Origin of the sequence: Microbacterium sp. (genome assembly GCF_036823965.1) — a bacterium.
Taxonomy (GTDB): domain Bacteria; phylum Actinomycetota; class Actinomycetes; order Actinomycetales; family Microbacteriaceae; genus Microbacterium.
The window spans coordinates 1-12,716 of the sequence record NZ_DAITBE010000017.1 but is presented as its reverse complement, the minus strand read 5'-3'; the positions used below and the strand labels follow the sequence as shown (position 1 = coordinate 12,716).

Annotated in this window: 14 protein-coding genes; 10 read left to right on the top strand and 4 right to left on the bottom strand. The window is 68.3% G+C overall.

Going from position 1 to position 12,716, the window contains the following annotated elements:
- The first annotated feature begins 1 nt into the window (after position 1).
- From V7Z82_RS17875 to V7Z82_RS17865, 3 genes are read left to right on the top strand one after another with little or no spacing between them, the layout of a single operon-like run.
- Entirely contained in the window at positions 2–370 is a 369-nt protein-coding gene (locus V7Z82_RS17875) for a DUF1048 domain-containing protein (protein ID WP_334153151.1), read from the top strand.
- Positions 367–1,206 (top strand): ABC transporter ATP-binding protein, encoded by an 840-nt coding sequence (locus tag V7Z82_RS17870; protein ID WP_334153150.1) that lies wholly within the window; start codon positions 367–369, stop codon positions 1,204–1,206. The genes V7Z82_RS17875 and V7Z82_RS17870 overlap by 4 nt, the downstream gene beginning before the upstream one ends.
- Positions 1,203–1,970: an ABC transporter permease gene (locus V7Z82_RS17865; protein WP_334153149.1), complete on the top strand. Its 768-nt coding sequence runs from the start codon at positions 1,203–1,205 to the stop codon at positions 1,968–1,970. Before V7Z82_RS17870 ends, V7Z82_RS17865 begins: the two co-directional genes overlap by 4 nt.
- A gap of 249 nt (positions 1,971–2,219) precedes the next feature.
- Here the strand turns inward: V7Z82_RS17865 and V7Z82_RS17860 are convergent, their stop codons facing one another.
- The 4 genes from V7Z82_RS17860 to V7Z82_RS17845 all read right to left on the bottom strand — a co-directional run bounded on the left by V7Z82_RS17860 (position 2,220) and on the right by V7Z82_RS17845 (position 6,895).
- Positions 2,220–3,149, bottom strand: a complete 930-nt coding sequence (locus V7Z82_RS17860) for a glycine betaine ABC transporter substrate-binding protein (RefSeq protein ID WP_334153148.1) — start codon at positions 3,147–3,149, stop codon at positions 2,220–2,222.
- Entirely contained in the window at positions 3,142–4,095 is a 954-nt protein-coding gene (locus V7Z82_RS17855; RefSeq protein WP_334153147.1) for an ABC transporter permease, read from the bottom strand. Before V7Z82_RS17855 ends, V7Z82_RS17860 begins: the two co-directional genes overlap by 8 nt.
- A complete protein-coding gene (locus tag V7Z82_RS17850) occupies positions 4,095–5,399 on the bottom strand; it encodes a quaternary amine ABC transporter ATP-binding protein (protein ID WP_334153146.1) in 1,305 nt (434 codons plus the stop codon). The genes V7Z82_RS17855 and V7Z82_RS17850 overlap by 1 nt, the downstream gene beginning before the upstream one ends.
- Before the next feature lie 353 nt (positions 5,400–5,752).
- A complete protein-coding gene (locus tag V7Z82_RS17845; protein ID WP_334153145.1) occupies positions 5,753–6,895 on the bottom strand; it encodes a class I SAM-dependent methyltransferase in 1,143 nt (380 codons plus the stop codon).
- Between the two features lie 90 nt (positions 6,896–6,985).
- Between V7Z82_RS17845 and V7Z82_RS17840 the strand changes: the two genes are divergently transcribed.
- The 7 genes from V7Z82_RS17840 to V7Z82_RS17810 all read left to right on the top strand — a co-directional run.
- Positions 6,986–7,978, top strand: a complete 993-nt coding sequence (locus V7Z82_RS17840) for an ABC transporter ATP-binding protein (RefSeq protein WP_334153144.1) — start codon at positions 6,986–6,988, stop codon at positions 7,976–7,978.
- Positions 7,978–9,600, top strand: a complete 1,623-nt coding sequence (locus tag V7Z82_RS17835) for an ABC transporter permease (RefSeq protein ID WP_334153143.1) — start codon at positions 7,978–7,980, stop codon at positions 9,598–9,600. The genes V7Z82_RS17840 and V7Z82_RS17835 overlap by 1 nt, the downstream gene beginning before the upstream one ends.
- A gap of 9 nt (positions 9,601–9,609) precedes the next feature.
- Positions 9,610–10,140 carry a GbsR/MarR family transcriptional regulator gene (locus V7Z82_RS17830; protein ID WP_334153142.1) on the top strand — a complete coding sequence of 177 codons (531 nt, stop codon included), beginning with the start codon at positions 9,610–9,612 and terminating at the stop codon, positions 10,138–10,140.
- Between the two features lie 106 nt (positions 10,141–10,246).
- Positions 10,247–10,645: a GntR family transcriptional regulator gene (locus V7Z82_RS17825; RefSeq protein WP_334153141.1), complete on the top strand. Its 399-nt coding sequence runs from the start codon at positions 10,247–10,249 to the stop codon at positions 10,643–10,645.
- Positions 10,642–11,559: an ABC transporter ATP-binding protein gene (locus V7Z82_RS17820; protein ID WP_334153140.1), complete on the top strand. Its 918-nt coding sequence runs from the start codon at positions 10,642–10,644 to the stop codon at positions 11,557–11,559. The genes V7Z82_RS17825 and V7Z82_RS17820 overlap by 4 nt, the downstream gene beginning before the upstream one ends.
- A complete protein-coding gene (locus tag V7Z82_RS17815; RefSeq protein ID WP_334153139.1) occupies positions 11,559–12,245 on the top strand; it encodes a hypothetical protein in 687 nt (228 codons plus the stop codon). Before V7Z82_RS17820 ends, V7Z82_RS17815 begins: the two co-directional genes overlap by 1 nt.
- Before the next feature lie 222 nt (positions 12,246–12,467).
- On the top strand, positions 12,468–12,716 hold a 249-nt coding region (locus V7Z82_RS17810; RefSeq protein ID WP_334153138.1), incomplete at its 3' end, for a hypothetical protein.

Here is a 12,716-nt window from a genome sequence, read left to right as displayed (position 1 = left end):
CATGGCCGCGAAGTGGATCGAAGCGCTCACCGGATCGCTCGAGGAGAAGAAGCAGTACAAGCAGGCCCAGGCCCGCATCAACGCACTCCCGGAGCCGTACCGCGAGGTCGCGAAGGCGCAGCAGCGCTACAACATGTACTACGGCGGCGTCACCGACGGCGACATCATCGTGCAGATGTTCCTCGACATCGCCGACCTGTGGGAGCGCGCCGCGCTCGACGGCACCCCCGTCAGCGCCATCGTCGGCGACGACCCCGTCGAGTTCGCCGAGAACTACGCCGCCGCGTACGGCGGCCGGCAGTGGATCGACAAGGAGCGCACGCGCCTCATCAAGGCGTTCGACGACGCCAGGAAGAAGGAGGAATCATGACGGATGCAGCCATCTCGGTGCGCGGCATCGAGAAGTCCTACAAGGATCTGCACGTCCTGCGCGGCGTCGACTTCGAGGTCGAGAAGGGCAGCATCTTCGCCCTCCTCGGATCGAACGGCGCCGGCAAGACCACGATCGTGCGCATCCTCTCCACTCTGTTGAAGTCGGATGCCGGGACGGCGACCGTGCAGGGCGTCGACGTCGCCGCCGACCCGGTCGGCGTGCGCGAGCGCATCAGCCTCACCGGCCAGTTCGCCGCGGTCGACGAGATCCTCACCGGACGCGAGAACCTGGTGCTGGTCGCGAAGCTGCGCCATCTGCCCGATGCCGGGAAGGTCGCCGACGAGCTGCTGGCGACCTTCCGTCTGACGGATGCCGGCGCACGCAAGGTCGGCACCTACTCCGGCGGCATGCGTCGCCGGCTCGACATCGCGATGAGCCTGGTCGGTCACCCCGAGGTCATCTACCTCGACGAGCCGACCACCGGCCTCGACCCCGAAGCCCGCATCGAGGTGTGGGACGTCGTCACGGAGCTCGCGAACACCGGCACCACCGTGCTGCTGACCACGCAGTACCTCGACGAGGCAGAGCACCTGGCCGACCGGATCGCGATCCTGCACGAGGGCCGCATCATCGCCAACGGCACCCTCGCCGACCTGAAGCGGCTGCTGCCGGCCGCGAAGGTCGAGTACGTCGAGAAGCAGCCCACCCTCGAGGAGATCTTCCTCACCCTCATCGGCCCCGCTTCCACAAGCACGGGGACCCAGGAGACCCGGGTCGCTGAGCCTGCCGAAGCGTCCCCCCACGAGACGTCCGCAAAGGAGAACCGCGCATGACCACGCACTTCGCCGCCGACACGGCGACGCTCACCGGCCGCTCCATGCGGCACATCTTCCGCAGCCCCGACACGATCATCACCACGGCGGTCACCCCGATCGCGCTGATGCTCCTGTTCGTGTACGTCTTCGGTGGCGCGCTCCGCCAGAGCACCGGCGCCGAGAACTACGTGAACTACCTGCTGCCCGGCATCCTGCTCATCGCGATCGCATCGGGTATCGCCTACACGGCGTTCCGGCTATTCACCGACATGCAGAGCGGCATCTTCGAGCGGTTCCACTCCATGCCGATCGCCCGATCGAGCGTGCTGTGGGCCCACGTGCTGACGTCGCTCACCGCCAACGCCATCACCCTGGCGATCATCTTCGGCGTCGGATTCCTGATGGGCTTCCGCACCGGAGCGAGCGTCTGGGCGTGGCTCGCGGTGATCGGCATCCTGATGCTGTTCACGCTGGCACTCACCTGGCTGGCGATCATCGCGGGCCTGAACGCGAAGACGGTCGACGGGGCGAGTGCCTTCTCGTACCCGCTGATCTTCCTGCCGTTCATCAGCTCGGCCTTCGTGCCCACCGACACGATGCCGGGACCCGTGCAGTGGTTCGCCGACAATCAGCCGGTCACCTCGATCGTCAACACCATCCAGGCGCTGTTCGCCGGGACGCCTGTCGGCACCGACATCTGGGTCGCCCTCGCCTGGTGCGTCGGCATCCTCGTGGTCGCCTACGTGTTCGCCATCATCTCCTACCGGAAGAAGGTCAGCTGATCGTCGCCGAGCGTGTGCGACCGCACGGAACGAAGGAGATCTCGTGGAATGAAGGAGCTTTCGCGCAGAAGGCTCCTTCATTCCGCGAGATCTCCTTCATCGCGGATGCCGCGGAGCCAGCAGGACGTGCGGCGCCCGCCCTGAGCGCGGCGGAGAACACAGCGATGGGCGGAGGATCCCTGAGAGATCCTCCGCCCATCGGCGAGAAGTCAGCCAGAGGCGTGCACCCCTGACAACGGCAAGCTCGGGTCAGCTGCTGACGACCCAGTCGAACTGGTCGCCGTACTCCTCGAGCCAGGCGTCGACGGCATCCGCTTCCTTGCCCTCGCCGTACTCGTTGACGACCAGGTCCTCGAGCGAACCGTACTGCTCGTCGTCGAGCGTGATCTGCTCGATCAGCGCAGCGGCCTCGGGGAACTCCTCGGCGAAGCCCTTGGTGCCGAGGAAGTGCAGCCCCTCGGCCTCGCCCATCGCGCCCTTGGGGTCTTCGAGGTCCTTCACGGGGAAGGCGTCGTTCGCCCAGAACGGCCGCCACAGCGTGACGACGATGTCGTCCTGCTTGTCGGTCGCGGATCCCAGCTCGGTGAGCATGGCGGCGGTCGACGACGTGACGAGCTGGTACTCGCTGTCGAGCCCGTACTCCGGCAGCATCTTCTGGGTCTGCGCGGTGAGGCCCGCACCCGGCTCGATGCCGTAGATCTTCCCGTCGAACTCGGAGCCCTTGCCTGCGAGGTCCTCGATCGACGTGAGCTCGGAGTACTCAGGCACCGCGAGCGTCAGGCGCGCGTTGTCGTAGTACGTGCCGAGGTCTTCGATCGACCCGCCGTAGGTCTTCATGTACTCGGCGTGCGTGACCTCGGGCCAGGCCGACGGGAACACGTCGACATCACCCTGGGCGAGCCCCGTGTACAGCGGGCCCGCCTCGGTGAGCGTCTTCATCTCGACGTTGTAGCCGATCTTCTCCAGCTGGTCCTGCAGCAGGTACGCGGTGCTGAGACCATCGGTCCACGACGGCAGGAACCCGAGGGTGATCGTGCCCTTCTCGCCTCCGCCACCACCGTTGCCGCCGCCTCCGCCGAGCTCGATGGTGCCACCGGCACCGTCGCTCGCGCAGCCGGAGAGAGCGAGGATTCCCACGGCACCGATGGCCGCGATGGATGTGAGCGTGCGATTACGCATTCTGGAGCTCCTTCTCTTCGACGGGCGTCTCGGTGGTCGCGGCGGATGCCGCAGTCGCGGCGGCCGCGTTGCGCTGCGCGGTGCGGCGGCTGAGCACACCGAGCAGGGAAGCACGGTTCTGACCCAGCGTGCCGAGGGCAGCGGTCACACGGTCGAGGAAGACCGCGATCAGCACGACGCCGAGTCCGGCCTCGACGCCCTTGGCGATGTTGACGGTGGAGATCGCCTCGACGACCATCTTCCCGAGTCCGTCTGCTCCCGCCATTCCGGCGATGACCGCCATCGACAGCGCGAGCATGATGACCTGGTTGATACCGGCGAGAATCGTCGGCATCGCGAGCGGGAGCTGGATGCCGCGCAGGATCTGACCCGGCTTCGCACCGAACGCCTGACCGGCCTCGACCGTCTCGGAGTCCACTCCGCGGATGCCGAGCTCGGTCAGTCGCACGCCAGGGGGCAGCGCGAAGATGACCGTGGCGACGAGGCCCGGGACGACACCGATGCTGAAGAACACGATCGCGGGGATCAGGTAGACGAAGGCCGGCATGGTCTGCATGAAGTCGAGCACGGGCTTCAGCACAGCGCGGACCGTGGAGTTGCGCGCCGACCAGATGCCGAGCGGAACGGCGATCAGCACCGCGATCATGGCGGCGACGAGCACGAGCGCGAGCGTCTGCATCGCGGGGACCCAGAGGCCCATCGCGACGATCAACGCGAACGAGATGATCGTGCCGAGTGCGAGCTGCCACGAGCGCACGACCCAGGCGATGAGCGCGGCGATCGCGATCACGACGAAGAAGTACGGGAGCAGCAGCAGCGACGTGAGTCCGTCGACGAGGAAGGTGACGATGAACGAGACCACGTCGAGCAGTCCGTCGAGGTTGGCCTTGATCCAGTCGACGCCGGTCGCGACCCAGCTGCCGATGGGAATGCGGAAACCATCCATCAGCGCACCTCCCCGACGGTCGACGTCTGGGCCGGCGGATCGGCGGTCCATCCGTCATCCAGCACGGCATCGATCTCGGCCTGCGGCATCGGGATGAGCGGGAGCGTCAGCTCGCCGGTCGCACCGGGGCCGGGGCCGAGCGCGGCGAGCAGCGTGACGCGAGGGATCACGCCGGTCAGGCGTCCTTCGGCATCCGTCACCGCGAGCGGCAGGGGCGATTCGACCGATGGCACGAACAGGTTCATCAGGACCTCGTCCTCGCTGACGCTCTGCGGCACGGGCTTGATGATGTCGCGCAGCGTCGAGGTGCCGTTGCGGACGAGCTTGACGGCGTCGCGGTCGGTCACGATGCCGAGCAGCTTGCGGTCGCGGCCGGTCACGTAGGTGGCCGACATGTAGGCGTCGCGCATCTGGCGCAGCGCGGTGCGAGGGCCGGCGGTCTCGGCGACCACGGGGCGCGGGCGCTCCATGACGTTCGCCGCGGTGAGCACACGGGCACGGTCGACATCCTGCACGAACTGCTCGACGTAGTCGTTCGCCGGGTCCATCAGGATGTCCTCCGGCGTGCCGATCTGCACGATGCGGCCGTCGCGCATCACGGCGATGCGGTCGCCGAGGAACATGGCCTCGTTGAGGTCGTGCGTGATGAAGACGATGGTCTTCTGCAGCTTCTGCTGCAGTTCGAGCAGCTGCTCCTGCATCTCGCGGCGGATGAGCGGGTCGAGTGCGCTGAACGCCTCGTCCATGAGCAGGATGTCGCTGTCTGCCGCGAGCGCGCGGGCGATGCCGACGCGCTGCTGCATGCCGCCGGACAGTTCGGACGGCAGCTTGTCGGCCTGGCCCTCGAGACCGACCAGCGTCAGGATCTCCTCGGCCTTCGCGAGGCGCTCGGCCTTGCCGATGCCCTTCAGCTCGAGCGGGTAGGCGACGTTCGCGGCGACCGTGCGGTGCGGCAGCAGGGCGAAGTGCTGGAACACCATCGAGATGCGATCACGACGGATCTCACGGAGCCTCGACGCCGGGATGCCGGTGATGGGATCGCCGCTCACGGTGACGGACCCGTCGGTCGCGTCATGCAGGCCGTTGAGCATGCGGATGATGGTGGATTTGCCGGAGCCGGAGAGCCCCATGATCACGAAGATCTCTCCGCGGTTCACGGTGAAGCTGGCGTCGATGACGGCAGCGGTTCCTGAATCGGTGACGTCTGTTCTGCTCTCACCGGCCTTCAGTCGACGGACGGCGTTGTTCGGATTCTTCCCGAACACCTTGTACAGATTGCGCGCTTCAAGTGCGATTTCGGACACGTTTCCCCTGCGGCTCGCCTTCGGGTGGCTGAGCCTGCTTCGGTTACGCCCGGGTGAGCTCTCGGGGCCGTTCGACATGATCGCTGTGGCGGCACAGACGGCGGATTTCGGATCCGCCGCGATAGAGCATCGACCGTACGTCCACGCCTCTTCGCAGCACAGCTCATCGAAAGAAGGACGTGGTCGCGGACTGGTCTTCGGGCCGTCAGGCCCACAGACCAACGTAACGAAATGGCCGGTCAGGGGCAAATCCCACTCGGCGGACAGGCCCGGGAATCGTCGCCTGACCGGGGGATTGACAGCTGATTCATCATTGTCTTCGAGGCACCTCGATGCGACAATGACCGACCTCGTCAGCCGCGACGGATGCTTCGTGTCACCGTGAATTTCGGTGTGCGGTGGAGCTGTTCGGTGGCTCCGACCAGCCTGGAGAGTTCCGCTCGGTATCCGAGCGAGGAGTTGTAGACCGTGTACAGCTCGCCACCGGGTCGGAGCAGCCGGGCAGCGGCCTCGAACAGTCGGGTCGCCGCCCCCGTGTGCACGCTGGCCCCGAGGTGGAACGGCGGGTTCAGCAGCACGATGTCGGCGCCGGCGGTCTCGAGCTCGGAGGCGGCGTCGTCGTGCGTGACGGTGATGCGGTCGACGAGCCCGTTCGCGGCGACGGTCGCCCGAGCAGATGCCACCGCCGCCGCCGAGCGATCGGTCGCGATGACCCTGGCCGACGGGTGCGCGAGCGCGAACGACACCGCGAGCGCTCCGGTGCCGCAGCCGAGGTCGATGACGGTCGGCGACGCTGCGCCTGGCGAAGCGCGAAGGGCGCCGCTCCCGAGCACGTCGAGCAGCACGCGCGTGCCGATGTCGATGCGGGCGCCCGCGAAGGCTCCACCGAAGGCAGCGAGCGCGAAGCCCTCGTGCTGCACGACCACCGGGAACGGCGGCTCATCGGGCACCGGCAGCGGCCCCCCTGCCACGATCAGCCGCGACTTCCGTTCGGCGCGCTGCGCCTGCACGAGGTCGAAGCGTCCGGCGAGCACCTCGTTCTGGGCCAGGGCCATGTGCTTGACGCGTCCACCGGCCACGAACTGCACATCCGGCGCCGCCCATCGAGCGACCGCGTCGGCGATCTGCTCGAGCTCCGCCAGCGACTTGGGCAGCTGCAGCAGCACGAGCCTGGCGCCCGCGAGCAGCTCGGCGTGGAGCTCGTGCGCGTGGAACCCGGTGAGCCCGAGCTCCTCGGCGTTGCGCTCGAGAGCACGACGCCCGGTCGCGAGGTCCTGGTGCACGCGGATGCCGCGCAGCCCTGCATCGATGAGCGCCAGCGTCACCGCACCGTACTCGTCACCGATCACCGCGATCTCATCGCCGGTGATCGCAGCATCCGTCGACAGCGCGAGCGCGCGCTCGACGAGCAGCAGATCTGTCGCGTCGTACGCCTGCAGGTTGTCCGCCTCGACGTCGGGCCAGCGGCGCAGGCGACTGTAGGGGAACTCCGGCACCAGCCCACTGTACGCGGGCGCCGTAAGGATTTCGCATGCATTGTTTTCGCCCGATTCACAATGTTGTGAATCGGGCGTACGCTCCCGCGCATGACCACAGTCATCGCCACCCAGAACCTCGTCAAGCAGTACGGCCACGTGCACGCGCTCGACGGCCTCGACCTGACCGTCGAGCATGGCGAGGTGCACGGCTTCCTCGGCCCGAACGGCGCGGGCAAGTCGACCACGATCCGCATCCTGCTCGGGCTCGCACGGCGCGGCGGCGGCGAGGCGACGGTGTTCGGAGAAGACCCCTGGAGTCGCGCGGTCGACCTGCACCGACGCATCGCGTCCGTTCCCGGCGACGTCAGCGTCTGGCCGAACCTGTCCGGCGGCGAGGCCATCGACCTCCTCGCCAGGCTGCGTGGCGCCCGCACGAAGGATCCCGCGTACCAGCACGAGAAGAAGCGGCTGATGGAGGCGTTCCAGTTCGACCCTCGCAAGAAGGGCCGGGCGTATTCGAAGGGCAATCGGCAGAAGGTCGCCCTGATCGCGGCGTTCGCCGTGCCGGCCGACCTCTACATCCTGGATGAGCCGACCAGCGGTCTCGATCCGCTCATGGCGGTCATCTTCCAGCGCGAGGTCGCCCGCGCCCACGCGAACGGCGCGACCGTGCTGCTGTCGAGCCACATCATGAGCGAGGTCGAGCAGCTCTGCGACCGGGTGTCGATCATCCGCGCCGGCCGCGTCGTCGAGACCGGCACGCTGTCGGAGCTCCGTCACCTCACCCGCAGCGACGTGTCGTTCGCGGCATCCGGCATCTCCCTCGATCAGGTCGCGCGCATCCCCGAGGTGCATGACCCGGTGCAGCAGGGCGACCGCATCCGGCTGGCCGTCGACGACGACAGCACGGCGACCGTGCTGCCGGCTCTCGCCGCGCTCGGCATCAGCGACCTGCGCGTCGCGCCGCCGTCGCTCGAGGAGCTGTTCCTGCGCCACTACGGCGACGACCTCGCGACGCTCGAATCCGCCGAGGACGGCGGGACGGATGCCGCGGGCGCCGGTACCCGTCGTGCACGCCGCGCGCAGCGGGAGCGTGCGTGATGGCCTCATTCACCGTGCTGCTCCGGCAGCGGCTGCGGCGCGATTGGCTGCAGCTGACGCTGTGGATCGTCGGCACCGCTCTGATGGCCTTCGCCGGGTATGCCGGGGTCAGCCAGTCGTACCCGACCCTCGCCGATCGGCAGAACATCCTCGCGGCAGCGCTCGCGAACCCCGTGATCCTGATGTTCCGTGGGCTCCCCTCCGGGACATCGGAGGGCGCCTTCCTCGCGTTCGAGGTGCTGCCGTGGCTGGCCCTGCTCGCCGCGCTGATGAGCGCCTTCCTCGCCGTGCGGCACACGCGCGGCGATGAGGAGGCAGGTCGTGCCGAGCTCGTCTGGGCGACCCCGGCGGGCCGCCGGCTGCCGACCATCGCGACCGTCGTGCACGGCATCCTGGCGAACGTCGTGCTGGCTGCGCTCACGGCGCTCGCGCTGATCGCCACCGGATTGTCGACCGCCGGATCGCTGCTCGCGGGCGCAGCTGCGGGCTCGTGCGGGGTCGTCTTCCTCGGGGTCGGGCTGCTCGCGGCGCAGCTGCTGCGCACCTCCCGCGGAGCGAATTCCCTGACGGTCTGGGTGCTGGTCGCGACGTTCCTGCTCCGCGGCATCGGCAACGCGGCCGGCACACCGAGCGACGACCTGACCAGCATGACGAGCGCGTGGCCGGCCTGGCTCTCGCCGTTCGGCTGGGTCGAGCAGACGCGCCCATACGACGCCGACCTGGTCTGGCCGATGCTGCTCGGTCTCGGTGTCGGGCTCGTGCTCGCGGCGGCATCCGTCGCCCTGCAGTCCCTGCGCGACATCGATGCGAGCTTCGTGGCCGAACGTCCTGGCCGGGTCTCGGCGCGGCCGGCGCTCGCGTCGCCGCACGCGCTGGTGTGGCGGCTGACCGCCGGCTCGATCGTCGGCTGGGCGGTCGGCGGCGCGATCACCGGCATCCTCGCCACGACCCTGAGCGGACTGGTCGATCAGATCTCGGGCGAGAACCCGGCCGTCGCCGACATCCTGAAGAAGATCGGTGGCGCCACCGGCGGTCTCGACGAGGTCGTGGTGACGGTGTTCTTCACCCTGCTCGGCATCCTCGCGGCGTGCTGCGCCGTGCAGACCGTCGTGCGCGCGCGGCAGGAGGAGGCACGGGGCACCGCCGAGGCCGTGCTCGCCACGCCGATCGGCCGCGTGCGCTGGCTCGCGGACTTCGTGATCGTCGGGGTCATCGCCGTGCTGATCGTGGTCGCCGCCGCGGTCGTCGCCGGGTGGATCGGCATCTGGTCGAACGGCGGCAATGACGCGCTCTACCGCATCGTCGCGGTGGCCGGGCTCGGGCAGGCGGTCGCCGCCTCGATCTTCGCCGCGCTCACCGCGCTGGTGTTCGTGCTGCTGCCGCGGGCGACCTCGGCGGTGGCCTGGAGCCTCGTGCTCCTCGCAGCGCTGCTCGGGATGTTCGGCCCGCTGTTCGGCCTCCCCGAGTGGAGCGCGAACCTCTCCCCGTTCGCGGTGACCCCGGTCGTGGACGGAACCGGCGTGGACGTGCGCGGCCTCTGGTGGCTGATGCTCGCCCTGGCAGCCGGGGGCACCGGCGCCCTGACCCTGATGCGACGGCGCGAGCTCGCCGCCGGCGCGTAGGAGGAACCGATGCCCGACGCCAGCACCGACGACGCCGACGCCACTGATCTCGATGCCAGTGCGCTCGACGCCGCGGCGGCGCATCGCGGGATCGAGCCGGCAGAGCAGGCAGCCGCCATGATGACCGCCGCAGGCATGGCGCGCATGCCGGCGCGAGTGATGATGGCGCTGGTCGCCGCTCCTGAGGGCGGGTACACGGCGGCAGAGCTCTGCGAGCGCCTCGGGGTCTCCGCCGCCGCGGTCTCCGGCGCGGTGCGCTACCTGCAGCAGCTGCATTTCATCCAGCGACGCTCGCGACCGGGTGAGCGCCGCGACCGCTACGAATTCGTGCACGATCCGTTCACCAGCTCGATCGTCGGGAACATGCCCGTCTACTCCCGCCTCTCCGAGTACATCGACGACATCGCCGCCGAGCACACCGACGATCAGGGCGCGCACGATCGCGCCGTCGAGCTCGCCGAGTTCTTCCGATTCCTCTCCGCGCGGATGCTGCAGATCGTCGACGACTGGCGCGAGCAGCGACGCGACATCACGGGCTGAGCGTCCACTCGCCCCTGGCCCGCGCCGTTCTGCACCCCTTGACACTCGTCTTGGTTCTATGGTTACTTAGTCGAGTAAGTAACCCACCAACCCAGACGGAGGATCAGTGATCGAAGAAGGCAAGCCGCTCTTCCTCCAGATCGCCGAGCAGATCGAGGACTCGATCCTCGACGGCTCGCTCGACGAGGAGTCACAGGCCCCGTCGACGAACGAGCTCGCCGGGTTCTATCGGATCAATCCAGCCACCGCAGCGAAGGGAGTCGCCATGCTCACCGACAAGGGAGTGCTGTACAAGCGCCGCGGGATCGGCATGTTCGTCGCCGCCGGCGCCAAGGACCTGCTCCTCGGCGAGCGTCGCGCGGCATTCGCCGACCGCTACCTCGACCCGCTCCTCGCGGAGGCGCGGACCCTCGGCCTCAGCGCCGACGACCTCGCGGACCTGCTCAGGCAGCGCGCCGCCGACACCACCGCATCCCGCACCGCAGAAGGGACGACCCCCGCATGACCGCCGTCATCGAGGTGCAGCACCTCACGAAGCACTACAAGGACAAGAACGCGCTCGACGACATCTCGCTCTCGCTCGAGGGCGGCGCCATCTACGGCCTGCTCGGCCGCAACGGCGCCGGCAAGACGACGCTCATGTCGATCCTCACGGCGCAGAACTTCGAATCCTCCGGCACCGTGCGTGTGTTCGGCGAGCACCCCTACGAGAACGCCAGGGTGCTCGGCCGCATCTGCTTCGTCCGCGAGAGCCAGAAGTACCCGGACGACGCCTATCCCAAGCACGCGTTCAAGGCGGCGAGCCTGTTCTTCCCGAACTGGGACCAGGCACTCGCCGACGAGCTCATCGCCGAGTTCCAGCTGCCGATGAAGCAGACGATCAAGAAGCTCTCCCGCGGTCAGCTCTCCGCGGTCGGCGTGATCATCGGGCTCGCCTCGCGCGCCGAGATCACCTTCTTCGACGAGCCGTACCTGGGCCTGGATGCGGTCGCCAGACAGATCTTCTACGACCGGCTGGTCGAGGACTACGCCGAGCATCCGCGCACCGTCATCCTCTCCTCGCACCTGATCGACGAGGTCTCGAACCTCATCGAGAAGGTCATCGTGATCGACAACGGGAAGATCATCCTCAACGAGGACACGGATGCCGTGCGCGACCGCGCCGTCACCGTCGTCGGCGATGCCACCGCGGTCGACGCCTGGGTGGGTGACCGCGAGGTCCTGCACCGCGAAGCCCTCGGTCGCGTGGCATCCGTCACCGTCCTGGGTGCGGTGTCCGCGCAGGAGCGCGCGGCCGTCGCGGCATCCGGTCTCGATCTGGCACCGGTGTCGCTGCAGCAGCTCGTCGTCCGGCTCACGCAGAAGGCGGAGGCCGACACCGCCACGAACGTCTCGGCCACGAAGGAAGGGGTCCGCTGATGCGACGCACACTCAACGTCATCCGCCTGCAGCTCATCAACAAGGGCACCTTCCTCTGGTACCCCCTGATGATCCTGGGTGCCGCCGTGGTGATCTCGATCCTCATCTACGCGATGATCCCGCTCGACGGCCCGAAGTACGGCGGCGGCGGTCAAGCACCGCTCTGGTACTTCTTCGCGATCGGCATGTCCGCGATGACGCTCACCTTCCCGTTCTCGCAGGCGATGAGCATCACCCGTCGGGAGTTCTTCTTCGGCACGCTGCTCACGGCGATCATCGGCAGCGCGCTCATGGGCGTGATCTTCCTGATCGGCGGCGGCATCGAGATGGCCACCGACGGCTACGGCGTGAACGGATACCTGTTCTATCTCCCGTGGCTGTGGGATGCCGGCCCGCTCGGCGCCTTCGTGGTCTACTTCACGCTCGCGCTGTTCTTCTTCGTCATCGGCTTCACCGGCGCGACGATCTACAAGAGCTGGGGGCAGCTGGTGCTCATCATCGTCAGCATCGCGCTCACGCTGGCGCTCGTCGGACTGGTGTTCCTGGCGACTCGGCTCGAGCTGTGGGGGCACGTCGGCTCGGCGATCAACGACCTCGGCGCGCTCGGCATCGCGCTCTGGGGACTCGTCGTCACCGCCGTGCTCACGGGCGTCTCGTTCCTCGCCTTCCGGCGGGCCATCCCCTGAGCCGGGTCAGCGGTTCGCCTGTCGGATGAAGGGGTGCGCTGGAGCGCACCCCCTCATCCGTGCAGTCGTCCGTTGCCCGTTTACTCTTCGACCCCAGGTGTGTGAACGCGCACCTCGTACGATCGATCCCGTCTCACCGCGTCCGACCTTGGGGGGGTCGGCGGTGTGCGAGGGGGCGTCCGTCGAGTGGCGTGCGCTGTGCAGATTTCTGGGGAGAACGACATGCACGTCAACTGGGGTATCCGCCGTGTCGATGCGAGCGCGGGAAACCGAGACCGCCGTCCGAGGACGATGTCGCGCTGGGCGGGTATCGCCACCGCCCTGGCGCTGAGTATCGGTGCGCTCGCGGTACCGGCGGTGGCCGCCGCCGAGACCGCGCCCGCGGCCGGCACGCCGGAGACGTATACGGCGGACGGGCTGCCGACCGTGCAGATCGACGGTGTCGTGTACGCGCAGGAAGTCGTCGGCAAC